At 71.5% G+C, this 25,521-nt stretch carries 25 protein-coding genes and 2 tRNA genes; 19 read left to right on the forward strand and 8 right to left on the reverse strand.

Annotated features, from left to right (window positions below; genetic code table 11):
* Nucleotides 1-10: 10 nt before the first annotated feature.
* Nucleotides 11-508, reverse strand: a complete 498-nt coding sequence (locus G412_RS0107735; RefSeq protein WP_028811588.1) for a hypothetical protein — start codon at nt 506-508, stop codon at nt 11-13.
* A gap of 238 nt (nt 509-746) precedes the next feature.
* On the opposite strand from G412_RS0107735, the gene G412_RS0107740 reads away from it, so the two are divergent.
* Nucleotides 747-2,108 carry an NsdA family TPR-like regulatory protein gene (locus tag G412_RS0107740; RefSeq protein WP_051338198.1) on the forward strand — a complete coding sequence of 454 codons (1,362 nt, stop codon included), beginning with the start codon at nt 747-749 and terminating at the stop codon, nt 2,106-2,108.
* A gap of 63 nt (nt 2,109-2,171) precedes the next feature.
* Here G412_RS0107740 and G412_RS0107745 read toward each other — a convergent pair whose 3' ends face one another.
* Nucleotides 2,172-2,768, reverse strand: coding sequence for a histidine phosphatase family protein (locus G412_RS0107745; protein WP_028811590.1), 597 nt, complete (start codon nt 2,766-2,768; stop codon nt 2,172-2,174).
* Between the two features lie 226 nt (nt 2,769-2,994).
* Here G412_RS0107745 and G412_RS0107750 point away from each other — a divergent pair, with 226 nt between their 5' ends.
* The 7 genes from G412_RS0107750 to G412_RS0107785 all read left to right on the forward strand — a co-directional run bounded on the left by G412_RS0107750 (nt 2,995) and on the right by G412_RS0107785 (nt 9,856).
* Nucleotides 2,995-3,957, forward strand: a complete 963-nt coding sequence (locus G412_RS0107750) for a phosphatase PAP2 family protein (protein ID WP_037648050.1) — start codon at nt 2,995-2,997, stop codon at nt 3,955-3,957.
* Nucleotides 3,875-5,092 carry a hypothetical protein gene (locus G412_RS33615; RefSeq protein WP_051338199.1) on the forward strand — a complete coding sequence of 406 codons (1,218 nt, stop codon included), beginning with the start codon at nt 3,875-3,877 and terminating at the stop codon, nt 5,090-5,092. The genes G412_RS0107750 and G412_RS33615 overlap by 83 nt, the downstream gene beginning before the upstream one ends.
* Nucleotides 5,093-5,204: 112 nt before the next feature.
* A complete protein-coding gene (locus tag G412_RS0107760) occupies nt 5,205-6,803 on the forward strand; it encodes a hypothetical protein (protein WP_028811592.1) in 1,599 nt (532 codons plus the stop codon).
* A 109-nt stretch (nt 6,804-6,912) separates the two neighbouring features.
* Nucleotides 6,913-8,268 (forward strand): AAA family ATPase, encoded by a 1,356-nt coding sequence (locus G412_RS0107770; protein ID WP_028811593.1) that lies wholly within the window; start codon nt 6,913-6,915, stop codon nt 8,266-8,268.
* Nucleotides 8,269-8,609: 341 nt separating this feature from the next.
* Complete coding sequence (locus G412_RS0107775; protein ID WP_028811594.1) at nt 8,610-8,951, forward strand: hypothetical protein; 342 nt, start codon at nt 8,610-8,612, stop codon at nt 8,949-8,951.
* Between the two features lie 196 nt (nt 8,952-9,147).
* Nucleotides 9,148-9,792, forward strand: a complete 645-nt coding sequence (locus G412_RS37785) for a bifunctional DNA primase/polymerase (protein WP_078606845.1) — start codon at nt 9,148-9,150, stop codon at nt 9,790-9,792.
* Nucleotides 9,783-9,856: transfer RNA gene (locus G412_RS0107785), tRNA-Lys, on the forward strand. The genes G412_RS37785 and G412_RS0107785 overlap by 10 nt, the downstream gene beginning before the upstream one ends.
* Before the next feature lie 85 nt (nt 9,857-9,941).
* Here the strand turns inward: G412_RS0107785 and G412_RS0107790 are convergent.
* Nucleotides 9,942-11,204 (reverse strand): M6 family metalloprotease domain-containing protein, encoded by a 1,263-nt coding sequence (locus G412_RS0107790; protein WP_028811595.1) that lies wholly within the window; start codon nt 11,202-11,204, stop codon nt 9,942-9,944.
* A 383-nt stretch (nt 11,205-11,587) separates the two neighbouring features.
* Here G412_RS0107790 and G412_RS0107795 point away from each other — a divergent pair, with 383 nt between their 5' ends.
* Nucleotides 11,588-13,390 carry a putative bifunctional diguanylate cyclase/phosphodiesterase gene (locus G412_RS0107795; protein ID WP_078606846.1) on the forward strand — a complete coding sequence of 601 codons (1,803 nt, stop codon included), beginning with the start codon at nt 11,588-11,590 and terminating at the stop codon, nt 13,388-13,390.
* Nucleotides 13,391-13,425: 35 nt separating this feature from the next.
* Here the strand turns inward: G412_RS0107795 and G412_RS0107800 are convergent, their stop codons facing one another.
* The 3 genes from G412_RS0107800 to G412_RS33620 all read right to left on the reverse strand — a co-directional run bounded on the left by G412_RS0107800 (nt 13,426) and on the right by G412_RS33620 (nt 16,118).
* Nucleotides 13,426-14,487 carry an MsnO8 family LLM class oxidoreductase gene (locus G412_RS0107800; RefSeq protein WP_028811597.1) on the reverse strand — a complete coding sequence of 354 codons (1,062 nt, stop codon included), beginning with the start codon at nt 14,485-14,487 and terminating at the stop codon, nt 13,426-13,428.
* 111 nt (nt 14,488-14,598) lie between these two features.
* The gene (locus tag G412_RS0107805) at nt 14,599-15,318 is read right to left on the reverse strand and encodes a maleate cis-trans isomerase family protein (RefSeq protein WP_028811598.1); all 720 of its coding nucleotides are present in this window, start codon (nt 15,316-15,318) and stop codon (nt 14,599-14,601) included.
* Nucleotides 15,319-15,320: 2 nt separating this feature from the next.
* The gene (locus tag G412_RS33620; protein WP_208857847.1) at nt 15,321-16,118 is read right to left on the reverse strand and encodes a maleate cis-trans isomerase family protein; all 798 of its coding nucleotides are present in this window, start codon (nt 16,116-16,118) and stop codon (nt 15,321-15,323) included.
* Nucleotides 16,119-16,224: 106 nt separating this feature from the next.
* Between G412_RS33620 and G412_RS0107815 the strand changes: the two genes are divergently transcribed.
* The 4 genes from G412_RS0107815 to G412_RS0107830 all read left to right on the forward strand — a co-directional run bounded on the left by G412_RS0107815 (nt 16,225) and on the right by G412_RS0107830 (nt 20,340).
* Nucleotides 16,225-17,184 carry a D-2-hydroxyacid dehydrogenase gene (locus tag G412_RS0107815; protein WP_028811599.1) on the forward strand — a complete coding sequence of 320 codons (960 nt, stop codon included), beginning with the start codon at nt 16,225-16,227 and terminating at the stop codon, nt 17,182-17,184.
* The gene (locus G412_RS0107820) at nt 17,177-18,583 is read left to right on the forward strand and encodes an amidase (protein WP_028811600.1); all 1,407 of its coding nucleotides are present in this window, start codon (nt 17,177-17,179) and stop codon (nt 18,581-18,583) included. The genes G412_RS0107815 and G412_RS0107820 overlap by 8 nt, the downstream gene beginning before the upstream one ends.
* Before the next feature lie 145 nt (nt 18,584-18,728).
* A complete protein-coding gene (locus G412_RS0107825) occupies nt 18,729-19,901 on the forward strand; it encodes an amidase domain-containing protein (RefSeq protein ID WP_028811601.1) in 1,173 nt (390 codons plus the stop codon).
* Between the two features lie 13 nt (nt 19,902-19,914).
* Nucleotides 19,915-20,340 (forward strand): outer membrane protein assembly factor BamD, encoded by a 426-nt coding sequence (locus G412_RS0107830; RefSeq protein ID WP_028811602.1) that lies wholly within the window; start codon nt 19,915-19,917, stop codon nt 20,338-20,340.
* A 39-nt stretch (nt 20,341-20,379) separates the two neighbouring features.
* Here G412_RS0107830 and G412_RS0107835 read toward each other — a convergent pair whose 3' ends face one another.
* On the reverse strand, nt 20,380-20,880 hold the full coding sequence (locus G412_RS0107835; RefSeq protein WP_028811603.1) for a DUF3830 family protein: 501 nt from the start codon (nt 20,878-20,880) through the stop codon (nt 20,380-20,382).
* 107 nt (nt 20,881-20,987) lie between these two features.
* Here G412_RS0107835 and ehuB point away from each other — a divergent pair, with 107 nt between their 5' ends.
* From ehuB to G412_RS0107865, 6 genes are all read left to right on the forward strand, one after another.
* Nucleotides 20,988-21,890 carry an ectoine/hydroxyectoine ABC transporter substrate-binding protein EhuB gene (gene ehuB / locus G412_RS0107840; protein ID WP_078606849.1) on the forward strand — a complete coding sequence of 301 codons (903 nt, stop codon included), beginning with the start codon at nt 20,988-20,990 and terminating at the stop codon, nt 21,888-21,890.
* Entirely contained in the window at nt 21,887-22,570 is a 684-nt protein-coding gene (gene ehuC / locus G412_RS33625) for an ectoine/hydroxyectoine ABC transporter permease subunit EhuC (RefSeq protein ID WP_051338201.1), read from the forward strand. The genes ehuB and ehuC overlap by 4 nt, the downstream gene beginning before the upstream one ends.
* Nucleotides 22,567-23,217: an ectoine/hydroxyectoine ABC transporter permease subunit EhuD gene (gene ehuD, locus G412_RS0107850; RefSeq protein ID WP_028811605.1), complete on the forward strand. Its 651-nt coding sequence runs from the start codon at nt 22,567-22,569 to the stop codon at nt 23,215-23,217. The genes ehuC and ehuD overlap by 4 nt, the downstream gene beginning before the upstream one ends.
* Entirely contained in the window at nt 23,207-23,962 is a 756-nt protein-coding gene (gene ehuA / locus G412_RS0107855; RefSeq protein WP_028811606.1) for an ectoine/hydroxyectoine ABC transporter ATP-binding protein EhuA, read from the forward strand. Before ehuD ends, ehuA begins: the two co-directional genes overlap by 11 nt.
* Nucleotides 23,963-24,127: 165 nt before the next feature.
* On the forward strand, nt 24,128-24,886 hold the full coding sequence (locus G412_RS0107860) for an IclR family transcriptional regulator (RefSeq protein WP_028811607.1): 759 nt from the start codon (nt 24,128-24,130) through the stop codon (nt 24,884-24,886).
* 60 nt (nt 24,887-24,946) lie between these two features.
* Nucleotides 24,947-25,020: transfer RNA gene (locus tag G412_RS0107865), tRNA-Lys, on the forward strand.
* A 189-nt stretch (nt 25,021-25,209) separates the two neighbouring features.
* Here G412_RS0107865 and G412_RS0107870 read toward each other — a convergent pair.
* The gene (locus G412_RS0107870; RefSeq protein ID WP_037648056.1) at nt 25,210-25,515 is read right to left on the reverse strand and encodes a hypothetical protein; all 306 of its coding nucleotides are present in this window, start codon (nt 25,513-25,515) and stop codon (nt 25,210-25,212) included.
* Between the last annotated feature and the right edge of the window lie 6 nt (nt 25,516-25,521).

Here is a 25,521-nt window from a genome sequence, read left to right on the forward strand (position 1 = left end):
CGGCTGCGGCTCAGCGCACGCGGTCGGCCGCCTCGATCAGCCGGGCCGCCTCGCCGAGTGCGGCCCTGAGCACGGCCGGGTCGGTGACCGGACCGGTGTCGGTGGGCGGCAGCAGCCAGCCGGAGCCGGTGACGGGCGGTTCCGGCAGCGGGGGCCGGGACTCCGCCCCGAGGTCACCGGCCGGGACCGGCGCCGCCGGGATGCGCAGGCCGCGCCCAGAGGTCTGCGTACAGGCGCTGCCCGGCATGTCCCAGCCGTCGGCGGTACCGGGGGGCACCAGGAAGCCGAGGGTGGCACGGGAGCCGTCGTGCAGGACGGGGCCGACGGCGGGGGCGGAGGCGCGGCGGATGATGTCCACCGCTTCGAGGCCCTGGCGCACCGGGACCGTCACCAGGTCGCACGGCTCGGCGCCCGGGCTTCCCGCAGGAGGTGGAACGGCGCTGAAGTCCTGGCTGGGCCTGTGCTGCGCCGTCGACCGTGAACCTGTCCGCCCGCCGCTGATGTCCATGCCGGCCTCCAACAAGGGAACCCCTCCTCGCTCGAGTGGGAGCCGCGCTCCCACTCCTCATGGTTAAACGCGCGGCGCTGTCAACGGCTACGGCGCCGCGCCGCCGCAAAGGATGGCAGTTCATGGCAAATCACGGGTGAGATATCCCGTTTGTAGCGGAACACCGCGTGTTCGACTCGTCACAGCCGGTACGTTTTTGCTCCGCCGAAGCACGCGAACCTTGCGGGAGGTCTTGGCCATGCCGAACAACGACTTCCGCCGCCTGCGAGGGTCTCGTTCACCGGCCGAATTCGCCGCCGCCGTCCGCAGGGCGGCGCGTGAGATCGGTGAACAGGTCGCATGCGACGCCCGCTACATCGGCCGCGTCGAGGCCGGCGACATCCGCTGTCCCAACTACGCGTACGAGCGCGTCTTCCTGCACATGTTCCCCGGCCTGACGCTGGCGGACCTGGGTTTCTCGGCCCGTGAAACGGTACGTGGCAGGGGGGCGCGCACCACCACGACCCCTAGCCACAGCGACGAGGAGAGCGACGTGCTGCGTCGCGCGTTCATGACGAGCGGCACCGCCACCATGGCGGCCGCAACCCTGGGGCTCGGCACCGCGCCGGGCACCTCCGCCTCAGCCTTCCCCCACCCCTCGGCCCCCGCCGTCCTCCCTGCCGCGTCCGGTACGCCGGGCGTGCCCCGCCGGGTCGGTGAGGCGGAGGTCAGCGCCGTGGAGGACGCGGTGCGCCAGATCCGGCTGCTGGACGACCGGCACGGCGCCGACGGCCTCTACAAGCGGGCCGCACAGCCGCTGCGTACCGCCTACGCCCTGCTCGAAGCCAGTACGACGTCCCGCAGATCGATGGCCGACCGGCTGCACACCGGCGCCGGTGAACTCGCTCTCTCGGTGGGCTGGCTGGCGCACGACTCGGGCCGCATCGACGACGCCCGCTCGCACTACGCGGAGGCGCTGGCGACGGCGCGGGTGGCCGGCGACCCGGCGCTGGAGGCCCACGCGTTCAGCAACTCGGCGTTCCTCGCGCGCGACACCGGGCGGCCGCGTGAGGCGGTACGGGCGGCCCAGGCGGGACAGCGCGCGGCGCAGCAGGTGGCGTCGCCGCGGCTGCTCTCGCTGCTCACCCTGCGCGAGGCCGGCGGCTGGGCGGGGCTCGGTGACCGTACGGGCTGCGAACAGGCGCTCGCCCGCGCCAAGGCACTCTTCGAGCGCGGTACGGCGCAGGCCGATCCCGAGTGGATGAGCTTCTTCGGGGAGGCGGAGCTGGAGGGTCTGGAGGCGCAGTGCTGGTCGGCGCTGGGCGACTGGGCCCGCGCGGCCCGGCACGCCCGGCGTGCGGCGGCCCTCCAGGACCCCCACTTCACCCGGAACCTGGCCCTCTACAGCGCGGAGCTCGCCGACGACCTGGTCCGCGCCGGGGCGCCGGACGAGGCGGCGGCGGTGGGAGAGGGCGTGCTGGATCTGCTGGAGGAGGTCCAGTCGTCCCGCGTACGGACGATGCTGTCGGAGACGACCCGCGTCCTGCTGCCGCATCGCCGCTCGCCGTCGGTGGCCCCGTTCCTGACGCGGCACGCGAACGCCTCGCGCAGCAGCGCGTGAGCGATACGAGCGTGTGAGACGGGGCCCTTGGGACGCGGCTTGTGAGGTGGACGCGGGGGTGGGTCAGCCGGTGAGATGGCCGATGTCGTTCCAGCGCTCGATCGCCGGGTCGCCGTACGCCCAGCCGAGGACCGACAGGGACGTCGGGTCGAGCCGGATGCGAGCGGCGAACGACACGTCCAGGCCGAGCCAGCGGGCGCCCAGCGCGCGCAGGATGTGGCCGTGCGCGAAGACCAGTGCGTCGCGGTCGGCCGAGTGCGCCCAGGCGATGACCTCGTCCGCCCGGTCCGAGAGCTGCTGGAGCGTCTCGCCGCCCGGCACTCCGTCGCGCCAGATGAGCCAGTCGGGCCGCTGCGCCTTGATCTCGGTGGGCGTCATGCCTTCGTACGCCCCGTAGTCCCACTCCATCAGCGCGTCCCACTCCTGCGCGCGGTCGCCGAACCCGGCGATCGCGCAGGTCTCGCTGGCCCGCCGCAGGGGGCTGGTGCGGACCTCGGCGTCCGGGAGGCCGTCGAGCGGCGCCCGGTTCAGGCGCTCGCCGAGCAGCTTCGCGCCGCGGCGGCCCTCGTCGAGCAGGGGGATGTCGGTCCGGCCGGTGTGCCTCCCGGACAGGGACCATTCCGTCTGTCCGTGCCGGGCCAGCAGGATGCGCGGTGCCATGACGATGTCTCCCTGGACGGTGCGAAGGGGCGTACTGCGGTGCGGGCAGGTGTCGCTTTCAGGGGCGCGACGAGCAGCCCGCACCATCATCGCGCACGCGGCGCAGGGGCAACCTCCGGGGCATTTTCCACGTCAACCTACTCGCGCACCCGGTGCGCGCACGTGTTCCCATACACCGTACGGTTGAAAGGGTGGCCAGTCAGCCCGTAGGCCGCACATCAGACAAATGGAGAGCGTCCGGATGCAGGACACCGCGCCCCGCGAAAGACCCCGCTGGTGGACAGAGCTGCTGCTCGTCGTGGTGGTCTACGCCGCGTACAGCGGCGGCCGGCTGCTCGTACGCGGTGGCGAGCCGGCCGCCGTCGAGAACGGCCTGGCGATACTGCGCGCCGAGAAGCTTCTGCGTCTCAACGCCGAACACCCCCTCAACCGGCTGTTGACGGAGCACGCGTGGCTCGGGATACCCGCCGACTTCGCGTACGCGTCACTGCACTACCTCGTGACCCCCGCGATCCTCGTCTGGCTCTTCAGACGCCGCACCGCCCGCTACCGGGCCGCGCGCACCTGGCTGATGCTCTCGACCCTCCTCGGCCTGGTCGGCTTCACGCTCGTGCCGACCTGCCCGCCCCGGCTCCTCGACGCGGGCCACGGCTTCGTCGACACGATGGCGCAGTACAGCGTGTACGGCTGGTGGGGCGGCGAGGCGAGCGCGCCGCGCGGGCTCGGCGGCATGACCAACCAGTACGCGGCGATGCCGAGCCTTCATGTGGGGTGGGCGCTGTGGTGCGGGGTGATGCTGTGGCGGCACGGGCGTACGCCGCTGCTGAGGTGGCTCGGTGTCGCGTATCCGCTGCTGACCACTTTCGTGGTGATGGGGACGGCCAACCACTACTTCCTCGACGCGGTCGCGGGGGCTGCCGTCATGGGCCTCGGACTGGCTCTCGCCAGGCCTTTCATACGACTGGCCGACCGGGTACGGGAGCGGTTGACGCCGATGTCCGGCGCCGCGGAGTCCTCGATTGCCGACGGCATTGTCAGTGCCGGATGCGAGACTTCCGAGGGTGAGCGAATCCCTGGGCAGCGGACCCGAACCGACACCGCCGCGAGTGCCACCGCGAGTGCCGCCGCAGGCGACCGCGCTGACGCCGGCACGGGTGCCGGCGACGGCGCTCCGGCAGCGGCTCGCTGAGCTGCGCGGCCCGTCCGTCGCACCGCTGCCTCTGGACGCGCGTGCGCTGGCGGCGCTCGCCGCCAATCCGGGCTGCAAGCGCCGCGCGCTGCTCGACGGCGCGGGGGTGAACAAGGCGGCGCTCGCGACGGCGCTCGGATCCCCTTCCGGCTTCGGCCAGTCGCAGTTCGCCTTCATGCGGGGCAATGCCTTCGAGGCCCGGGTCAAGGCCGACGGCGGCACGGAGCTGATGCGGCTGCTGTACGAACGTATGGGCGCCGGGGCCGGTCCCGGCTGCGAGCCCCCCGTAGCCGGCGAGACGCACGTACCGGACCTGGCGGCGGCGGGCCCGGAAGGCCGGGCGGCCCGTACCGCGCTGGCGCTGCGCGAGGCGACGGCGGCCGGGATGTGGACGCTGCTCGACCACCCGATGCTGGCCCTGGAGGTGGCGGGCTCCCCGGCGTACCTGGAGCCGGACGCGGTGGTGGTGCGCCCCGACGGGCACTGGAGCGTCGTCGAGATCAAGTCCTTCCCGATGATCGACGAATCGGCGGACGCGGCGAAGGTGGGCGCGGCGGCCCGCCAGGCGGCGGTGTACGTCCTGGCCCTTGAGCGGGTCGCGGCGAAGGTCGCGGGCGCGCGGGTCGGGCATGCGGTGCTGCTGGTCTGCCCCAAGGACTTCTCGAACCTGCCGGCGGCTTCGGTCGTCGACGTACGCAAGCAGCGGTCGGTGACCCGGCGCCAGCTGGAACGCCTGACGCGCATCGAAGACCTCGCGGCCGCGCTCCCCGAGGGCACGACGTTCGACGTGGACCGCCCGGCGGAAGAGCTGGCGGCGGCGGTCGAAGCGGTCGAAGCGGCGTACGCCCCCGAGTGCCTGGCCGCGTGCGAGCTGGCCTTCCACTGCCGCGCGAAGGCGCGGGCGGTGGGCGCGGTGGGGGCGCTGGGCCGGAGCGTGCGCGGTGAGCTGGGCGGTCTGACGACGATCGGCGAGGTCCTGGCGGCGGCGGAGGGCACGGCCGGCGACCCGGCCGACCCGACGGTGGCGGCACTGCGCCGGGCAGCGGCGCTGCGAACGGAGGCCCTGCGAGCAGCGGCGCCGACCGGGGCGGAGGCACTGGCCGGGGCGCGGGCCGGGGCGGGGGTCCGGTGCTGACGCCGCCCCCGGTCCGGGCCGGGGCCCCTGAGCGCGGCCGGGCGGCGCGTACCGCGCCGGGGTATGTCCTGCGGGTAGGGAAACTCGCCCACCGCTCACGGAAAGGCGCCACATGTCGCTGATCAGCACCCTCGCCCGGCTTGACGCCGTACGCAGCGGCCGTGCGCAGGCCCTGGCCACCGTCCGCCACCGGCACCTGTCCGAGCGGCCGATGGTCTTCGTTCCGCTCACCACCGCGGGCGAGGCCGGCGCGCCGCTCGGGGCGCTCGTCGGCACGGACCGGGACACCCCGCGGCTGCTCGCCGTGACGCAGCCCCGCGACCGCGACCTGCGGTTCGCGTTCCTCGCGGAGCTGGCCGAGACCGTCCTGCCGTACATCGACGGTTACGCCGACGACATCGAGGCGGCGGAGCGCAACGAGACCGACCCCGAGACCGGGAAGCGGGTCAAGGTCGAGGTCGAACTGTGCTCGGACGCGCCGCAGTTGATCGTGCCGAGCCGGGCCGGCATCGAGTACGTACGGCTCCTCGGGCGTTCGATGCGGTTCCGGCGTACGGCCGAGCAGGATCCGGACACCCCCTACCCCGCGCCGCCGCACATTCCGCTGCTCGGCCGCTGGCTGACGCACTACGGCGAGCGCGCCCGGGTACCGGGGTCCTCGCTGCTCCTCGCGGCGACCGATCTGCTGGGCCGCCACTGGGCGACCGGGCAGTCCAGCTTGGAGGACCAGCATCTGGGCGCGCTGCTGGCCTGGATCGACCCGACGAGCGGTGAGGCCGGCGAGTCCGGCGCCGAGGCCGCGCTGCGGGCGGAGCTGGAGCGGGACGGCGACGGCCAGTTGGTGTGCCCGCCGGCCGGCCCCGCGACCGACCCGGCCTTCGACAACAAGCTGCTGGCCCCCGCCATCGACCGCTACGACCGGGCCCGCAAGGCGCTCGCGGCGGCGGAGGACGGCCTCGCCGCCGACGCGCACCTCGGTGAACTGGCCGCCGCCGAGCGGCACATCCGCGAGCTGCTGGCCGCGCAGATGCGGCCCACCTGGGACGCGGTGTGGCGCGCGCTCGACCTGCTGAGGGGGCTGCCGGAGGGTGCGCGGGCGGCGGACCGCTGGACGCGCGACCGCTGGTCGTACACCGGCCACCGCGACCGCGTACGGGCCGGGGAGCCGCCGCAGCCCCGGCGCGACGACGCGGTGACCGCCGCGCAGAAGCTCGCCTCCCGCGAGACGGCGCAGGCGCAACTGGAGGCGCAGGAGGCACTCGACGATCCGCTGGTGATGGCCGGGCGCCGGCTCGCGGGCGAGGCGTTCACCAGCGAAGTACTGGACGTGGAGATGACCATGAGCGAGGGCAAGCGGCCGAGCCCCCGCCCCCTGGTCACCGTCCGCACGGACGACGCCCCGCACCTGGGCGAGCGCACGAAGGTCTACCGCTCGCTGGACGGCAGACCGCAGACCGCGGAGTTCGTGCGGTACGAGGAGGAGGCCGGCGTCCTGGTGCTGCGGGTGACCGACAAGATGGGCCGGGGCAAGGAGCCGGCGCCCGGGTCCGTGCCGGAGAAGGGCGAGCGCATCTGCTGGACGCTCTTCGAACACGACCAGCGCGGCGGCCCGCAGCTCCCCGACCCGGAGGCCACCCCCTGGACCCACGGCGGTCCGCCGGGCGCGAGCGCCGAGCGCCCCGACCCGGTGACCGCCGAGGACATCCTGTGAGCCACCGCGCTCCCGCCCCCGCCGTGACGGCGGCCGTCGTCACGGGCACCGGCCGGTATGCCCGCGCCGAGGCCGTCCGCCCCGTCCGCATGTCCTCGGAGGACCATCTGTGAACCAGCCCCTCTCCGCCGGAGCGCCGGGCTTCGACCCCGGCGCCGAGGCCGGCCGTGCGACCGCGGCGATCCTCCACGACACGCTGCACGGCGCCCACCGCGGCGTCGTCGTCGACTCGCCGCCCGGCGCCGGCAAGTCGACGCTCGTGGTACGGGCAGCGCTCGAACTGGCCGAAGCAGGCCGCCCGCTGATGGTGATCGCACAGACCAACGCCCAGGTGGACGACCTGGTCCTGCGGCTCGCGGAGAAGGCACCGGACCTCCCGGTCGGCCGGCTCCACAGCAACGACACCGACCCGTACGACAAGGCCCTCGACGACCTGGCGAACGTACGGAAATCCGCGAAGGCGGGTGACCTCGCGGGGCTGGACATCGTCATCTCGACCGCCGCGAAGTGGGCGCACGTGAAGACCACCGAGCCGTGGACGCACGCGATCGTCGATGAGGCGTACCAGATGCGTTCGGACGCGCTGCTCGCCGTGGCCGGGCTCTTCGAGCGGGCGCTGTTCGTGGGTGATCCGGGCCAACTGGACCCGTTCTCCATCGTCGGCGCCGAGCAGTGGGCGGGACTGTCGTACGACCCGTCGGCCAGCGCGGTGTCGACCCTGTTGGCGCACAACCCCGAACTCCCGCAGCACCGCCTGCCCGTGTCCTGGCGGCTCCCGGCCTCCGCCGCGCCGCTCGTCTCGGACGCGTTCTATCCGTACACGCCCTTCCGCAGCGGTACGGGCCACGGCGACCGGCGGCTCAGTTTCGGGGTTGCCTCCGACGGCTCGGGGCCGGACCGGGTGCTGGACGAGGCGGCCGCTTCGGGCTGGGGGCTGCTGGAGCTTCCCGCCCGGCACACCCCGCGCACGGACCCGGAAGCGGTGCGGGCGATGGCCCAGGTCGTACGACGCCTCCTGGACCGGGGCGGCGCGGCGGTCAGTGAGCGTTCCTCCGACCCGGTGCCGCTGACGGCGGACCGCGTCGCGGTCGGCACAGCCCACCGCGACCAGGCGGCGGCGGTCCGCGCGGCGCTGGCCGATCTGGGTGTCGTGGGGGTCGCGGTCGATACGGCGAACCGCCTCCAGGGCCGCGAGTTCGACGTAACGGTGGTGCTGCATCCGCTGTCGGGGCGGCCCGACGCGACGGCGTTCCACCTGGAGACGGGCCGCCTGTGCGTGCTGGCGTCGCGGCACCGGCACGCGTGCGTCGTGGTGTGCCGGGCGGGGGTGGCGGACCTGCTCGACGAACATCCTTCGACGGAGCCGGTGCAACTGGGCGTCACGGTCAAGTTCCCGGACGGCTGGGAGGCGAACCACGCGGTCCTGGCGCACCTGGCGGAGCACCGGGTGGCCTGGCGCCCGTGACCTCCACTCCCGCACCTGCCCAACAGACGATCACCCCGACGCCGCCAACCCGCCGGACGGAGTCCGGCACGCCGCCGGAGGCGGCCGAAGGTCACAGCCCCGGACGGCTGGGAGGCGAACCACGCGGTCCTGGCGCACCTGGCGGAGCACCGGGTGACTTGGCGCCCGTGACCTCCACTCCCGCACCTGCCCAACAGACGATCACCCCGACGCCGCCAATCCGCTGGACGGGGGTGAGACGTGGGGCGCCCTGGCGGCGGCGTCCGAGGCGTACTTGCACGGTCCGGGACAATGGACGGTGGCCATCGAGCACACGTGGCCGCGAGAGGGAAGGAAAACCCATGGCGGAACCCGAACGCACCGAGCGGCGGCTACGCCCCGCGCCGCTTCTCTTCGAGCCTTCGGAGGCAGCCGCCGACCCCGAGCACTTCTTCGACCTGGAGTCGATGGAAGACCCCGGTGAGCTGCTGGAACGTGCCACCGAGCTGACGCTCGCGTTCCGGACTGCGGCCGACCGGGCCACCGAGTTCCAGGCCGTCGCGGCCGCCCAGCTCGCCGATCCGAAGCGCTTCGACCGGCTTTCGACGGCGGATATCGCGCAGCGCGCCGACTGGACCGAGGACTACGCGAAGAAGATGGTCGAGTTCGGCCGCGATCTGCTGCGCGGCCCGAAGCATCCGTAGCCGTAGCCATAGCCGCAGCCGCAGCCGTGAGTCAGACGCGGGCAACCAGGCGAGTAGGCGCGCTGGAGACGTGATCCACAAAGGTCACGAGCTCTTGGCATATGCCCGGCCGCAAGATACTCCCTCCCGCCCCGCCCTGTCCCCGTTTTCAGCAACTCTCCGAAACGGAACGGACACTCGCGGTAGATGTTGCTCCATGACCGCCCTCACCCAGCACAGCGACCTCCCCGCCCATCCGCACCCCACCACCCCCGCCCAGGTCACGCCCGCCGGCGCCGCCTGGCTCGCCTCCGCCACCGCGCACCCGCGCAGCACCCTCTCGCTCTGGGAGACCCGTCCCACCGATCCCGGCGTCCTGCCCTGCGGCTCCGTGTTCGACATCGTGAGCGTTCCCGCGGTCTTCGGCCGCCGGATGCTGGACCGGTTATGGGCGGACGGGCCCGGCTCCGGGCCGGTCGCCACCCACCGTGGCCGCATGCTGCTCTTCACCTCCCCCGGCACCGCGCAGCGGCTCCCGTCGCTGCTCGCCTGGGAGGAGTGGGGCCGTACCGGGAGTGCCGCCGACAGCAGCAGGATCGCCGCCGCGCCGCCCGTCCTGTGCCACGGCTCGGGCGACGCCGTGACCGTCCCGCCGCTCAGCGCCCCGGACGCCCCGGCCGGCGCGGGACCACGCTGGCTGGTCGCCCCTGACGTGCGCCGTCCGTGGCTGCCGGGCGCCGAGGCGATGCTCTGGGCGTGTGTACGGGCGGCCCGTCCGGGCTCCTGCACCGGGGCCCGGATATCGATTTTTCCTCCCGCCGATCCGGGTGCTAATGTCTACGACGTCAGCAGGCGCCGCTAGCTCAGTTGGTTAGAGCAGCTGACTCTTAATCAGCGGGTCCGGGGTTCGAGTCCCTGGCGGCGCACAGACGGGAAAGGCCCCTCGCGAAAGCGGGGGGCTTTTTCGTTGCCCCGGACACCGGACACCACGGATTCAGGAAACCGCCCGGCTCACGCCCCCGGCGTGATCCGCACCGTCCACGCCCCCGACCGCGTACGGTCCGCCACCTCCACCCGGACCCCCTCCCCCGGCACCGTGAACGTCTCCCCCTCCCGTACCGGCGCGTCCGCCAGCGGCGGATACACCGACCGGTCCCAGCACGCGTCGCTCTCCGGGTGGGCGTCCACCACCTCGATCGGCCCGCCGCCCGAGGGCGCCCCGTTGGTCACCCGGTAGATCAGTACGCCCTCCGTGCACAGCGACTCGTCGTTGCCGGTCGCGCTCCTCGCCTCGATGGCGAGCACGCTGCCCTGCCCGGTCCGTACGACCGCGAGCCGCGTACCGCCCGTCCCGCCACGGGGCAGCTCCGCCGACAGGGGCTCCAGCGTCAGCCGGGTCGCGCCCGTCCCCAGTACGCAGGCCACCTGCCGGCGGTCCAGCCAGCCGAGCTTCCACTTGTGCCAGCCGAAGAGTTCCGGGGCGAGCCCGAACTGGCTGCCCATGACGTCCCAGTCACCGACGTGCGTGTCCCAGTCGCCCTTGCCGTCCACCGGCCGGTGGTAGAGATCAGGCAGGTCGAAGACGTGGCCGGTCTCGTGGGCCAGCACATTGCGGTCCGGCGGATGCTGCTCGAACACGGTCACCATGCGCCTGATGTCCCGCCCGTCGGCATGCAGCGGCTTGTCGAAGTTGACGACCTTCGTCGCGTCGGAGTCGACGCCCGGCGCGTCCGGGTCCGCGACGAGGTAGACGATGTCGTACTGGGTGAAGTCGACCCGGTCGTCGGCCGCGGCCACGGCGTCGCGCAGGTAGGCCGTGCGCTGCCGGGCGTCCCAGTCGCGCTGTATGCCGTACGTCGTGGACTCCTGCGGCATCTCGACCCACTCGCGCTGCGGATGCGGGCGCAGCGCGAACTTTCCGTACGAAGCGCGCCGGAAGAAGTCGCTGGTGGCGGGGAAGTAATCGGCGGCGAGTTCGTCCGGGGTGGTCGTGGGCTGCGAATCGGGGAAGGCCAGGAAGATCATGACCGCGTCGAGGGTGCTGACGGGGCGCGGGTAGGCCGGGTTCCAATTGTCGAGGCCCAGCGAGTGGTGCGCCGGAGTGCGCGCCAGCACACACGGCCCTTCGCTCCGCGCCGCCGCGGCGGGGCCGGCGATGAGGGAGGTGGCGGCGAGCGCCGTGAGGGAGGTGAACACGGCGGCCGTACTGCGCAGACGCTCGCGGCGGCGTCGGCGCGACCGGTCGACTCCCCAGGGCGTCTGCTGGCGGACCACGTCGACCTCCGGGTGCGGAAATACCGGTGCGGAAATACGGGGCTCGCCACCCACATTGTTGCGTTTTCATGACGGATGCCCTGTTCCACTGCCCCACACGGGTGACCAGGGCCTTCCGTGTCCGCCGACGGGACGACACCCCGGCGGGATCACGGAAAGTGACAATCGATCGCGCGGGAACACCGCAAGGCGCACCTGTGCAGAAACGATCGTCCGCAGATGTCGCGTGCTCCGCGTCACGGCGGTGTAGCTGGAACGGCCCTGTCGAGTGCCTCTATGATCGGCACACTTTCCTGCGTGGAATCCGGCCCTTGCGGGGTTCTCCACCCCGCCGACGACCCCGACGACATCTGTGAGCGATCAATGCCCTGCGGGAGCGAGCGGTGAGCGGAACCTCCGAAGGACCCGGTCAAGCCACCGGCACGATCCGGCCAGCCGTCACACACAGTTACCAGGCTGATCGCTCGGTGTCCGAGCTGCGCGACTACCGGGCGGCCTTCAACGCCGCTCACCTCGCCATGGCCGTTGTGGACCGCGACGGACTCGTCGTCAGTGCCAACGCCTCCCTCGCCGGGCTCCTCGGTACGAACGCCGCCCAGTTGCGCGAGCAGCCCGCGGCGGACCTCCTCGACCTGGCGTCCGACGCCCGCGGCTTCTGCGCCTACCTCGAAGTCCTCGCCGGCCGCCGCGCCCGGTTCCGCTGCACCCGCAGGCTCAAACACCCCGACGGACGCACGCTCTGGGCCGAGATCACCATCACGCCCGTACCGGACACCGGCACCGTCCTGCTGTCGGTCACGGACACCAGCGACCGGCGTGAGCTGGAGGCCAGGCTGCGCCATCTCCAGATGCACGACCCGGTGACCCGGCTCCCCAACCGCACGCTGTTCTTCGAGCGCCTCACCGCCGCGCTGGAGAATTCGGCGTACGACGACGGGGGCACCGGCCGGATCGGCGTCTGCTATCTCGACCTCGACGGGTTCAAGGCCGTCAACGACACCCTCGGCCACCGCGTCGGCGACCGGCTGCTGACCGCTGTCGCCTCGCGGCTGGTCCGGTGCGCCGACCAGTACGGCTGCGCACGGGCCGGCAGCCATCTGGTCGCGCGGCTCGGCGGCGACGAGTTCGCGCTGCTCGTGGAGGACTCCACCGGTACGGAGCAGCTCGCCGGCCTCGCCCAGGCCGTACTGACAGCCCTTCAGCAGCCCTTCGACCTGGCAGGGCAGCGGCTGGCGGTGTCCGCGTCCATCGGGGTCGTGGAGCGTGCCGCGGCCGGGACCACGGCGACCGGCCTGATGCAGGCGGCGGACACGACGCTGTACTGGGCGAAGGCGGACGGCAAGGCGCGCTGGACGCTCTTCGACCCCGAGCGCAACGCCCACCGCATGACCCGCCAGGCCCTGTCCAGCACGCTGCGCCCGGCGGTCGAGCGCGGCGAGTTCACGCTGGAGTACCAGCCGCTGGTGGACCTGGAGGGCGGGGGCGTGCGGGGGGTGGAGGCGCTCGTCCGCTGGGAACATCCGCAGTTCGGGACGCTGGCGCCGAATCGGTTCATCTCCATCGCGGAGGAGGACGGCTCGATCGTCCAGCTCGGCCGCTGGGTGCTGCGGACCGCCTGCCGCCAGGCCAGGCAGTGGCAGCTCGCGCACCCCGGCACGCCGCCGATCTTCGTCAGCGTCAACGTCGCCGTACGCCAGGTGTGGGACTCCGACCTGGTCGCGGACGTCGCCGAGATCCTCGCGGAGACGGGGCTCGCGCCGGATCTGCTGCAGCTCGAACTGACCGAGTCGGCGGTGATGGGCTCGGCGGGACGGCCGCTTCAGGCCCTGCAGGCGCTCAGCGACATGGGCGTGCACATCGCCATCGACGACTTCGGGACCGGCTACTCGAACCTCGCGTACCTGAGCCGGCTGCCCGTCTCGGTGCTCAAGCTGGACGGGTCGTTCGTCCGCGGCTTCCAGGACGAGGCGCACGCCAACCCGGCCGACGAGACGATTGTCGAGGCGCTGGTGCAGCTCGCGCACCGGCTGGGGCTGACCGTGACGGCCGAGTGCGTGGAGACGTCCGGGCAGGCGGCGCGGCTGCGGCGGATCGGGTGCGACACGGGGCAGGGGTGGCTGTACTCGCGGGCGGTGACGCCGGAGCGGATCGCCGCGATGATCGCCGTCACTCCGCAGCGGGTCTGACGGCGATCATCCGGGATGGTCGCGAGGACGCGAGGTCACGTCCGGGGCAGGCCGTAGGCGTCCGCGATGAGTTCGTACGAGCGCAGGCGGGCGTCGCCGCCGTGGGCGTTGGCCGTGATCATCAGTTCGTCGGCGCCGGTGCGCTTGGCCAGGTCGTCGAGGCCGGTGCGGACCGCGTCCGGCGTGCCGTGGATGACGTTGCCGAGCCAGCCGTCGACGAACTCCCGCTCCAGGGGGCTGAACTCGTACGACTCGGCCTCCTCGGGGGTCGGGATCAGCCCCGGACGGCCGGTGCGCAGGCGGACCATCGACAGGGCGCCGGTCAGGACCTGGCGGCGGGCCTCCTTCGCGTCGTCCGAGGCGAGGGCCGATACGCCGATGAGCGCGTACGGGGCGTCAAGGACGGCCGAGGGGCGGAACGACTCGCGGTAGAGGTCGAGCGCCGGGATGGTGTTCTGCGCGGAGAAGTGGTGCGCGAAGGCGAACGGCAGGCCGAGGGTGGCGGCCAGGCGGGCGCTGAAGCCGGAGGAACCGAGCAGCCAGATGGGCGGGCGGGCGGAGTGGCCCTGAACGGGGCCGGGGACCGCGTGGATGCGGGCGTACGGGTGGCCGTCGGGGAAGTCGTCGTCGAGGAACCGGGTCAGCTCGGCGAGCTGCTGCGGGAACTCGTCGGCGCCTTCGTGGGGGCGGTCGGTGCGGCGGAGTGCGGCGGCGGTGGCGCCGTCGGTGCCGGGGGCGCGACCGAGGCCGAGGTCGACGCGGCCGGGCGCGAAGGCTTCGAGGGTTCCGAACTGTTCCGCGATGACCAGCGGTGCGTGGTTGGGCAGCATGACGCCGCCGGAGCCCAGGCGTATGCGGTCGGTGTGGGCCGCGATGTGGGCGAGGATCACGGCCGGGGAGGAGCTGGCGACGCCGGGCATGGAGTGGTGCTCGGCGACCCAGTAGCGGTGGAAGCCGCGGGCCTCGGCCTGACGGGCGATGGCGACGCTGGTGCGCAGGGCCGTGGTGGCGGTGGTCCCGCTGCCCACGGTCGCCAGGTCGAGTACGGAAAGGGGTACCGGCGCGCTTCCGCTCGCCGTGCCTCGGATGGCGTCCACCGGTGGGTCCTCCTGCGTAGGTAGTGCGGTGTGTGCGACTCCAGGCGGCAACAGGAGGGTGGCTCCGGTTATTCCCGCGTGTCGGGGAGCGACGCGGGAGCGGGCCGGTGGCTACGCGCGGCGGGCGAAAAGGCGGCCCAGGCGGTTCGACCACTCCCGTCGCCCCGCCAGCCGCAACCCCTCCCACACCGTGACCTGGTTCGCCGTGAGGACCGGCTTGCCCAGCGCCTCCTCCAGCTCCGGCAGGTACGCCGCCGTATGCAGCGCCGTATCCGGCAGCAGCACCGCCTCCGCGTCCGGGTGGTCGCCCGCGCGGGCGAGCTCCAGCACCTCCTCCCGCCCCCAGGTGCCCACCTCGGCGGCGGTGACGATGCCGCTGCCGCGCGTCGCGACCACCTCGATGTCCGCCGCCTTCAGGAAGTCGGTGAAGTACGCCGCCACGTCCTCGGGGTACGTCGCCGCGACCGCGACCCGCCCCACGCCCAGGTCCCGTACCGCGTGGGCGAAGGCGAACGACGTACTGGAGGCGGGCAGGCCGGCGGCCTGGGCCAGCAGGCTGACCTGGTCCTTCGCGCCGTGCCAGCCGAAGACGAAGCTTCCGCTCGTGCAGGCCCACACCACCGCCTCGGCGCCCGCGTGCCGCAGTTCCTCCATGCCGGCCACCAGGCGCGCGGGCGAGCCCATTTCCAGGAGGGCGTCGACGCGGTGCGCGTCCTCGCCGATGTCGGTGTGCACGACGGGCAGCCGCACGTCGCTGTCGAGCAGCATTTCGATCCGCGGGTAGTCGTCCTCCGCGGAGTGACCCGGGTAGAGAAACCCGACCGCTGTCATGATCACCCTTCTTGTTGCTGTTGCTGTTGCTGAGACTGTTCCTGGGCCGACGTCCGCGTCCGCTCCTCCTCGTCGATCAACAGCCGCTGGTACGGGCCCACCGCGCACGCCCCGATCCGCCGCAGCGCCGACCACATCGTGACCTGGTTCGCCGAGAGCACCGGCATCCGCAGCTCGGCCTCCAGCTGCGGGATCACGTCGTACGTCGGCAGATTCGTGCAGCTGATGAAGAGGCAGTCCGCCGCTCCCACCACCGCCTGTCTCGCCATGTCGACCACATCCCGGTAGGGGACCTTCCAGATGTGCCTGGTCAGTCCGAGGAAAGCGCGTCCCGTGACCGCTATCCCGGCCTGCCCGAGATATTCCTCCAGGGAGCTGGTCACGGACTCGGTGTACGGGGTCACCACCGCGATCCGCCGCGCACCCATCGCGGCGAGGGCGTCGAGCAGCGCGCCCGACGTCGTCACCGACGGCAGCTCGCCGGCCCGGGTCATCGCCGCGCACATCGCGCGCTCACCGGCCACTCCGCCGACGAAGCTCCCCGACGTACAGGCGTACGCGACGACTTCCGGCGCCACCGCGCACAGCGCCCGCACCGCCTCGCGCAGCGTCTCGTGCTCGCTGACGAGCCGGGCCAGGTCGAGGCTGACCTCGACGGGAACGAAGGGGGTGCGGGTGAGATGCAGCGAGATCTCGTCGGGGACCCAGCGCCACAGTTCCCGGTCCAGCGCGAAGTCGAAGGGGGCCACGACGCCTACGCCGCGCTGTGGCCTTGGTCCGCCGAGGAAGGAGAGGTCCAATGCGGCCCCCAGGTGCGTGTGTTGACGACCGTAGGTTCGGGTGCGAGCGTGGTCAATCCGTACATCAATCCGTACATCTCAGACGTGTCGAAGGGGTTTCGCCTCCATGTCCGAAGAGACCGAAGCAACCCTTCTCGTACTCGACGCCGATCCACCGCCCCGCCTGGGCAGGCTGACCGGACGTGTCCGCATCCTGCACGGTGACGAGAAGACGCTCGCCCGTCAACTCCCGCTCGCCGATGTGCTGCTGGTCTGGGACTTCACCTCCGACGCGGTACGCCGCGCCTGGCCGGGCGACGGTCCCCGGCCGCGCTGGGTGCACACCGCGAGTGCCGGCGTCGACCACCTCATGTGCCGCGAGCTGATCGAGTCGGACACGGTGGTGACCAACGCCCGCGGAATCTTCGACCTGCCGATCGCGGAGTACGTGTCGGGCCTGGTCATCGCCATGGCGAAGGACATTCCCGGCACGCTGGAACTCCAGCGGCAGCGGCGCTGGCGGCACCGCGAGACCCTGCGTGTGGCGGGGAGCAGGACGGTGATCGTGGGTTCGGGGCCGATCGGGCGGGAGATCGCCCGACTCCTCCAGGCCCTGGGGGTCGTCACAGCTCTGGTCGGCCGCACCGAGCGCCCCGGCGTGCACGGCGCCCATGAGCTGACCCCGTTGCTCTCACGCGCCGACTGGGTGGTGTGCGCGGCGCCGCTCACGGACGCGACGCGCGGCATGTTCGACGCCGCGGCCTTCGACGCCATGCAGCCGTCCGCCCGCTTCATCAATGTGGGGCGCGGCCCGCTCGTCGTCGAGGACGACCTCGTGGCGGCCCTGCGCAAACGGTGGATCGCGGGCGCGGCGCTGGACGTGTTCGGCGAGGAGCCGCTGCCGCCGGACAGCCCGCTGTGGGACGTTCCCGGCCTGATCGTGTCGCCGCACATGAGCGGGGACACGGTCGGCTGGCGCGACGAGCTGGGCGCGCAGTTCGTCGAATTGTACGAACTATGGGCGTCCGGCAGCCCTCTGCCGAACGTGGTGGACAAGAAACGTGGGTACGTCCCCATGCATGACTGACCTGAGCGCACTGACCGCCCGTCAACTGCTGGCCGGGTACGAGAAAGGTGAGTTCTCCCCGGTCGACGCGACCCGCGCCACGCTGGCCCGGATCGAAGCCGTACAGCCGCTCGTCAACGCCTTTGTCCGCGTCGACGCCGAGGACGCACTCGCTCAGGCGGAGGCGTCCGCGGCGCGGTGGCGCCGGAAGGAGCCGCTGGGCCTGGTCGACGGGGTGCCGGTGTCGGTGAAGGATCTGCTGCTGATGCGCGGCGGGCCGACGCTGCGGGGCTCCAGGACCGTACGGCCGGACGCGGCCTGGAACGAGGACGCGCCGTCGGTGGCGCGGCTGCGGGAGCACGGCGCGGTGTTCCTCGGCAAGACGACCACGCCCGAGTTCGGGTGGAAGGGCGTCACCGACTCGCCCCTCTCCGGCGCGACCGGCAATCCGTACGATCCGTCGCGCACGTCGGGCGGCTCCAGCGGCGGCAGCGCGGCGGCCGTGGCGCTCGGGGCGGGGCCGCTGTCGCTCGGCACGGACGGCGGGGGCTCGGTCCGCATTCCGGCCTCCTTCTGCGGGATCTTCGGCCTGAAGCCGACGTACGGCCGCGTGCCGCTCTACCCCTCCAGCCCGTTCGGGACGCTCGCGCACGTGGGCCCGATGACGCGGGACGTGGCGGACGCGGCGCTGCTGATGGACGTCATCAGCGGCCCCGACTGGCGCGACTGGTCGCAGCTCGCACCGGGCGGGAGCATGACCGCGGAGCTGGACGGCGGGGTGAAGGGCCTGCGGGTGGCGTACTCGGCGTCCTTCGGCGGGCAGGTGGCGGTACGGCCGGACGTGGCGGTGGCGGTACGCGCGGCGGCGGGAAAGCTGGCCGAGCTGGGGGCGTACGTCGAAGAGGCGGACCCGGCCATGGGAAGTGAGCACAGCGCGGACCCCATGGAGGCCTTCCACACCCTCTGGTTCAGCGGGGCCGCGCGCCTGGTGCAGCACTTCGGCGCGAAGCAGCGCGAGCTGCTGGACCCGGGCCTGCGGGAGGTTTCGGCGCTGGGCGCGCGGTACAGCGCGCTGGACTACCTGGCGGCGGTCGACGCCCGCATGGAGCTGGGCCGCCGCATGGGCCGCTTCCACGCGACGTACGACCTCCTGCTCACGCCGACGCTGCCGATCACCGCCTTCGAGGCGAACGCCGAGGTTCCGAAGGGGTCGGGCCACCGGCGCTGGACGGGCTGGACCCCGTTCACGTACCCCTTCAACCTCACCCAGCAGCCCGCCGCGACCATGCCCTGCGGCCTGGACGCCGACGGACTGCCCATCGGCGTCCAACTGGTCGCGGCCCGCCACCGGGACGACCTGGTACTGCGCGCGGCACACGCGCTGAAACACCTCGTCGGGAGCCCAACCGCCGCTTTGTGACCGCCATTTGGCGAGCCCTGGAGCGGAATGGGCTATTCCAAAACAATCGGGCATTAAACCATTTAAATGGCGCGCAGACGGGTCCGCCGTCTGCCACAGTCACCCCAACGGGCCGCCTCGCGCCCGGAGTCAGGGGGAAAACGGAATGAGACTCACCACGAGAACGAAATCACTCGGCGCCGGAGCACTCGCCGTAGCGCTGTCCGTCGTACTGCTGCCGGTTCACGGCGCCAACGCCGCCGTCGACAACGGCTGGGGGCACACCGGGGACGCCTCGGTGGAACGCACGGTCGGCGAGAAGACCACCGGGGACTTCGCCGCCCTCGCCGACGCCGTGCTCACCAAGCGCACCTCGGCCCTGCTCGACGGGACACGGCCCGCGGCCCGCGCGGCAATCGCCCCGGTCGGTGACGTACGCGTCGCCGGCGGTGTGGCCCGCGCCGAGGACCGCGCCGTCACCGGGCTGCTCGACCGCAAGGCGCGGCTGGCCGGACTGCACGAGGCGTACACCGCGGCGGATGTCGACGTCGACGTGGAGAAGGTGGACGTCACCGGCGACCGCGCGACAGCGGAGGCCACCGAGACCACGGTGCTCACGTACAAGAAGATCCGCGGTGACGAGCCACCCACAACGGGGTTCCAGGCGCGGCACCGACTGACCTTCACCGCAGCCGCGGACGGCGGCTGGCAGCTCACGGGCATCGCGTCGCTCAGCGAGGGAGGCCCCGCCGCGGTCAACGCACCGGAGACCGCGGTCGTGGACGAGGGCGGCGAAGCCGCACCGTCGGGCCAGGCCGCCGGTACCACCGAGCCGGCCCGGCCCGAGGCGAAGGTTTCCGCCATGGCGGGCTACAACTACACCGCCATGGCGAAGTACGCGGAGAAGCACTGGAAGAACTACAACCCGGCGTACCGCAAGTTCAACGGCGTGGGCGGGGACTGCACCAACTTCATCAGCCAGTCGCTGAGGGCCGGCGGGTGGCAGAACGACACCGGCTGGTACCGGAGCTACAAGAACTGGTGGTACACCTCGTCCAACCAGACCTGGTCCTGGACGAGCGTTCCCTACTGGGCCTCGTTCGCGCTCCACAGCAAGCGGACGTACAACCTCTCGAACGTGTACCACATGGGCGTCGGGGACATCCTCCAGATGGACTTCAGCAGCAACGGGTCCAAGGACCACTCGATGATCACGACGTACCGGAGTTCGCGCGGTGTCCCGTACCTCACCTACCACTCCGACAACACCTATCGAAAGTCGGTGGCGAGCATTGTGGCGTCCAACCGGGGAGCGACGTACTACGCCTTCCGCACCTGACCCGGCACGCCGGGTGTCCCGCTTCGGCGCGCTGAGCGCGGCCGTGCTGTGCGCGGGGCTGCTCTCCGCGTGCGGCGGGGCACAGAAGGAGGCGGACCTGGCGGACCAGGACCGCTTCCTCAGGGAGTACGTGGACCTCCTCAACCAGGCGGACGAGGACGGCCTGGCCGACCTCCTCGACGACCATCCGCGCGGCAAGGAGGACGCCCGTGCCCGGATCAAGGCGTACGGCGGCCAGAAGTGGGACGTCACCTGGAACCGCACCTCCGAGTTCCAGGACGTCTGGCGGGTCCGGCTGACCGGAACCTCCGGGGCGGACGACCGTCCCGTCAAGGTCGTGGAGACCGTGAGCTGGGAGGACGAGCACTGGCTGCTGACTCCGCTGGACGGCGTGGTTCCGAAGCCGCCCAACGCGGCGGAGACGACGCCGCCGGGCTGACCGCCACGGGCCCGCGCTCCTGAGGGAGCGCGGGCCTTTCTACGTCCGGCGGAAGCTCAGGGTCTCGCCGAGTGCGCCTGCGCGCCACAGGTCCTGGCAGGCCTCCGCCATCCGGTCCAGGCCGTCCACCACCGTGCCCCAGACGATGGCGGGGACCCAGCCCGTGTCGCCGTTGAGCAGCAGGTTGTTGCGTTCGTAGAAGAGGGCGAGGTCGACGACGCCGTGGCCGGGGCGGATGGTGGGTTTCGGGCCGTAGCCGTGGGACGCGGTGCCGAGCTGGGTGTCGGAGAAGGCGAAGTAGCAGAGGTCGCCGGGGATGGGGGTGACGGTGGGGTTCTCCAGCGGCGGCTCCTCGGCGGCGAAGGGGGGAACCAGAGCGTAGATCTCGTTGCGGGCGTACTTCGCGTGATAGACGTCCCCGCCCAGCGGGAGCGCCTGCCACACCGCCTCGCAGGTGACCGGCGCCCGGTCGTCCAGGAGTCTCGCGGTGCAGCGCACACCGCGCTTGTCGAGCGACACGTCCACGAATCGGTCGGTCATCTCCCCATGGTCCCCAGTGGGTCAAGGGCGCCCCCTCGCGGCACCCGCCGCGAGACGGGCCGGAATTGACCGGCATACCTTCCTTGGAGTCGGGTAGCCGCGCGCCCATGCCTCCACCACCAGGGAACGACTCGGACAGCACGACAAGACACTCCATACGCCGCCGCTCGCTGCTGCTGGGAACGGCCGCGCTGGGCGCCGCGGGGGCGCTCGGCGCGGCCGGCTGCGGCAAGGTCCCGTCCGGCGACACGCTAGCCCGGCTGAAGTCGCAGGGCACGGTACGGCTCGGCATCGCGGGCGAGGCTCCGTACGGGTACATCGACGAGCAGGGCGCCTTCACCGGCGAGGCGGTGGAACTCGCCAAGGTGATCTTCAAGCGGCTCGGGGTGCCGAAGGTGCAGCCGTCGCCGACCGACTTCTCCTCGCTGATCCCCGGCCTCCAGGCGCAGCAGTTCGACGTGGTCTCCGCCGGGATGTACATCAACAAGGAACGCTGCGCCCAGGTCCTCTTCGCCGACCCCGAGTACCAGATGCTCGACTCGTTCATCGTGCGCAAGGGCAACCCGAAGAAGCTGTATTCGTACCAGGACGTGGTCGAGGCGAAGGCGAAGATCGCCACCGGCGCCGGATACGCCGAGCTCGATTACGCGGTCGCCGCCGGCATCCCGCGCAAGGAGATCGCGATCTTCCAGGACCCGGTCGCGGGCCTGAACGCCGTGGAGTCCGGCCGGGTCGACGTCTTCGCGGGCACCGCGCTGACCGCCCGCGGAGTGGTGAAGAAGAGCACGAAGGCCGAGGCCACCAAGCCCTTCGCGCCGGTCGTGGACGGCACGAAGAAGGTGGACGGCGGCGGCTTCGCCTTCCGGCTCGGCGACGGCGAACTGCGCGACGCCTTCAACGTGGAGATCCACAAGATGAAGAAGAGCGGCGAGCTCTTCCGGATTCTCCAGCCGTTCGGCTTCACCAAGGCGGAGATGACCACGATGACCGCAGAGGAGCTGTGCGCATGACAGCCGGACTGTGGACGAACTGGATCATCCCCGGCATCTGGATCACCATCCAGCTCACCGTGTACAGCGCCGCCCTGGCCGCCGTCGTGGCCTTCGGTATCGGCATCGCCCGTACCCACCACTCACGCGTGGTCCGTTTCCTGGCGGCCTTCTACACCGAGGTCTTCCGCGGCACGTCTGCTCTGGTGCTGATGTTCTGGCTGTTCTTCGTGATGCCGGGACTCTTCGGCTGGGCGCTCGTCCCGATGTGGGCGGCCGTCCTGGCGCTCGGACTCTCGTACGGGGCGTACGGCGCCGAGGTCGTGCGCGGCGCCCTGAACTCGGTGGCCCCGGCGCAGCGCGAGGCGGGCGTCGCGCTCAGCTTCACCCCCTGGCAGCGGATGCGGCTGATCCTGCTTCCCCAGGCGGTGCCCGAGATGATCCCGCCCTTCAACAACCTCCTGATCGAGCTGCTCAAGGGCACGGCGCTGGTCTCGCTGCTCGGTGTGGCCGACACGTCGTTCTCCGCGTACCTGGTGCGCCTGGCCACCCAGGAAAGCGTGGAGATCTACTCGGTGACCCTGGTGATCTACTTCGTGATCGCCTTCGTCCTCACCCGCGGCATGCGGGTGCTTGAGCGCAAGACCAAGGCCGGTATCGGGATCACCGCCGGAGCCGCCGGAGCCGGAGGGACGCGATGAACAACTGGGACTGGTCCGCGGTCGCGGACTTCATGCCGGCGTTCTGGGACGGCCTGCTCGTCACGCTCCAGGTTTTGGTGCTCGGCTCGCTTCTCTCGTTCTCGCTCGGCCTGGTCTGGGCGATCGGATACCGGGGGCCGCGGTGGGTGCGCTGGCCGGTGAATCTCTTCACCGAGTTCATCCGCAACACCCCGCTGCTCGTGCAGCTCTTCTTTTTCTTCTTCGTACTGCCGGAGTGGGGCGTGCAGGCCCCGGCGCTGACCACCGGCACGCTCGCGATCGGGCTGCACTACTCGACGTACACCGCGCAGGTCTACCGGGCCGGCATCGACGCCGTTCCGGCCGGTCAGTGGGAGGCGGCGACGGCGCTCAGCCTGCCCGCCTCGCGCACCTGGTTCGCGGTGATCCTGCCGCAGGCGATCCGCCGCATCGTGCCCGCGCTCGGCAACTACGTGATCTCCATGCTGAAGGACACGCCGCTGCTCATGGCCATCGGCGTACTGGAGATGCTCCAGCAGGCCCGGCTGGCGAGCGCGCACAGCTTCCAGTACGCCGAACCGCTGACCGTCGTCGGTGTCGCCTTCATCCTCATCGCCTACCCGGCTTCTCTTCTCATGCGAGCCCTGGAGCGTCGTCTTGTCCGCTGACCCGACCCCCAACGAGCTGATCCGTTTCGACAACGTCACCAAGCGGTTCGGCGACAACACCGTCCTGGACAACCTCTGCTTCTCGGTGCGGACCGGAAAGCACGTGACTCTGATCGGCCCCTCGGGGTCCGGCAAGACCACGATCCTCCGGCTGCTGATGACCCTGGTAAAGCCCGACGAGGGCGTGATCAGGGTGAACGGCGGGCAGCTCTTCCCGGCGGGCGAGAAGGAAGTGCGCCAGGTGCGCAAGAACATCGGCATGGTGTTCCAGCAGTTCAACCTCTTCCCCCACATGAACGTCCTGCGCAATGTCACCGAGGCGCCGGTGCGGGTCCTGGGCATGCCGAAGGACGAGGCCGCGGAGCGCGCCAAGGGCCTGCTGGATCTGGTCGGGCTCAGCGACAAGCACGACGTGAAACCCACCCAGCTCTCCGGCGGTCAGCAGCAGCGGGTCGCCATCGCGCGGGCGCTCGCGATGCGCCCGCAGGTGCTGCTCCTGGACGAGGTGACGTCGGCGCTCGACCCGGAGCTGGTGGCGGGCGTTCTCGACGTACTGCGTGACATCGCCCGTACGACGGACATCACCATGCTCTGCGTCACGCACGAGATGAACTTCGCGCGGGACATCTCGGACGACGTGTTGATGTTCGACGCCGGGCGGGTCATCGAGTCCGGATCTCCGGAAAAGATCTTCACCGATCCGGAGCACGAACGTACTCGCGAATTCCTCGGCGCGGTGCTCTGACCTCTCGATCCATCCGCAAATCGTGACTCTGGCATATGCCACAGCGGCGCGCCCCTGCTTATGCGGCGGGGCGCGCCACAATGTCGTCAACACCTGCACTACAAAGGGGTATTGGCGGCTATCGTGGAGTGGATGCAAGCGGTCACAACCTGGTAGGGGGAAACCGTGGCGCTGAAGCCGGAGCCGACCACACCGTTCCATTCGGTGCAGTACGCCCTGCGTGTGCTGGAGACGGTCTCCAGGCACGGGAGCGGGGTGACCGACGTGCAGATCGCCCGCGAGACCGGACTCCCGACCGCCCACCTCGCCTCCCTGCTGCTGATGCTGCGCCGCGAGGGGTACGTCGAGCAGGTGACGGACGGCGCGTATGTCGTCGGTGACTCACTCGTCCTTCTCGGGTCGGGCTCCACCCGGCGCGAGGCACTCCAGGCCAAGCTGCAGCAGACCCTCGACCAGCTCCGCGACACGGTGGGCGCGGCGATCTACCTCAGCCGTTACATCGACGGTGAGATCAAGGTCACGCAGGTCGCCGAGGGGCCGCGTACACCCAAGGTCAACGAGTGGGTGGACTTCAGGTCGGCGGCCCACGCGAGCGCGATCGGCAAGTGCCTGCTCACCCAGCTCGACCAGAACGGCCGCCGCGACCACCTGTCCCGGCACAGGACCGCCCGGCTCACCTCGAAGACGATCACCAACGAGCGGGTCCTCTTCTCCACACTGGACAGCCAGCCGCCCACGGTGCCGGTCCTCGACCTCCAGGAGTACGCGGTGGGCACGGTCTGCGCGGCCGTGCCGCTCACGGCCGGCTCCTCGATGGGCTGCCTGGCCCTGTCCCTGCCGGTGGAACACGCCCACCGCCTGCGCGCGGCGGCGGACAGCCTGAACCGCAGGGCCGCGCCGGTGGCGCTCTCGCTGGCCTTGTGACGACGGTCACTGAGCGTGGTGCGGGGCACCCCTGCGGACCAGGTACTATTGACGAGTCAAGCGCCGCTAGCTCAGTTGGTTAGAGCAGCTGACTCTTAATCAGCGGGTCCGGGGTTCGAGTCCCTGGCGGCGCACAGCGAGGCAATCGCCTGACCTGGGCGCCCTTCCTTCGGGAGGGGCGCCCATTGGCGTTTCTGGGCCTCGGGACCGGCCAGAACGGATCGCCTTCACCCGCGGGGGCTTTCACATAGCTATGCGGCAAACGTCATCTTTACGGTCATTGTTACAGCCCTGACGCCGCCCTTGCGAACGCCGTTGCGGTATCAGTCCTCTTCCCCGTCGTCGCTTTCGCTGATGCTCACCGAGTTGCTCGGGGAGGCGCTGTTGGCGTCGCTGGCTGAGGCGCTCATCGAGTTGCTGCCCGTGGGGCTGCCGGAATCGGTGTTGCTTACAGAGTTGCTCGCTGAGTCACCGTCGACCATGGGGGCCGCCAGAGGCTCCGCGGCCAGCGTGGTCGGCTGGACCTCGCTGAGCACGATGGGGGCGGCCACGGAAGCCGGTACGGCGATGGCGAGCATGACTCCGGCGAGCGCTGATGATCCCGCGATCTTCCATCCATGCGGTCCCATGATGGT

It is taken from the genome of Streptomyces flavidovirens DSM 40150 (assembly GCF_000429085.1).
GTDB classification, from domain to species: domain Bacteria; phylum Actinomycetota; class Actinomycetes; order Streptomycetales; family Streptomycetaceae; genus Streptomyces; species Streptomyces flavidovirens.

Bases quoted from the DNA above. Each gene is read 5' to 3' on its own strand.
- ehuC (WP_051338201.1), top strand. From the start codon at position 21,887: ATGACAGCCGGACTGTGGACGAACTGGATCATCCCCGGCATCTGGATC.
- G412_RS0107745 (WP_028811590.1), bottom strand. From the start codon at position 2,768: ATGGCACCGCGCATCCTGCTGGCCCGGCACGGACAGACGGAATGGTCC.
- G412_RS0107750 (WP_037648050.1), top strand. From the start codon at position 2,995: ATGGAGAGCGTCCGGATGCAGGACACCGCGCCCCGCGAAAGACCCCGC.
- G412_RS0107820 (WP_028811600.1), top strand. From the start codon at position 17,177: ATGACTGACCTGAGCGCACTGACCGCCCGTCAACTGCTGGCCGGGTAC.
- G412_RS0107735 (WP_028811588.1), bottom strand. From the start codon at position 508: ATGGACATCAGCGGCGGGCGGACAGGTTCACGGTCGACGGCGCAGCAC.
- G412_RS0107805 (WP_028811598.1), bottom strand. From the start codon at position 15,318: ATGACAGCGGTCGGGTTTCTCTACCCGGGTCACTCCGCGGAGGACGAC.
- G412_RS0107835 (WP_028811603.1), bottom strand. From the start codon at position 20,880: ATGACCGACCGATTCGTGGACGTGTCGCTCGACAAGCGCGGTGTGCGC.
- G412_RS0107775 (WP_028811594.1), top strand. From the start codon at position 8,610: ATGGCGGAACCCGAACGCACCGAGCGGCGGCTACGCCCCGCGCCGCTT.
- G412_RS0107740 (WP_051338198.1), top strand. From the start codon at position 747: ATGCCGAACAACGACTTCCGCCGCCTGCGAGGGTCTCGTTCACCGGCC.
- G412_RS0107815 (WP_028811599.1), top strand. From the start codon at position 16,225: ATGTCCGAAGAGACCGAAGCAACCCTTCTCGTACTCGACGCCGATCCA.
- ehuD (WP_028811605.1), top strand. From the start codon at position 22,567: ATGAACAACTGGGACTGGTCCGCGGTCGCGGACTTCATGCCGGCGTTC.
- ehuB (WP_078606849.1), top strand. From the start codon at position 20,988: ATGCCTCCACCACCAGGGAACGACTCGGACAGCACGACAAGACACTCC.
- G412_RS0107825 (WP_028811601.1), top strand. From the start codon at position 18,729: ATGAGACTCACCACGAGAACGAAATCACTCGGCGCCGGAGCACTCGCC.
- G412_RS0107870 (WP_037648056.1), bottom strand. From the start codon at position 25,515: ATGGGACCGCATGGATGGAAGATCGCGGGATCATCAGCGCTCGCCGGA.
- G412_RS37785 (WP_078606845.1), top strand. From the start codon at position 9,148: ATGACCGCCCTCACCCAGCACAGCGACCTCCCCGCCCATCCGCACCCC.
- G412_RS0107760 (WP_028811592.1), top strand. From the start codon at position 5,205: ATGTCGCTGATCAGCACCCTCGCCCGGCTTGACGCCGTACGCAGCGGC.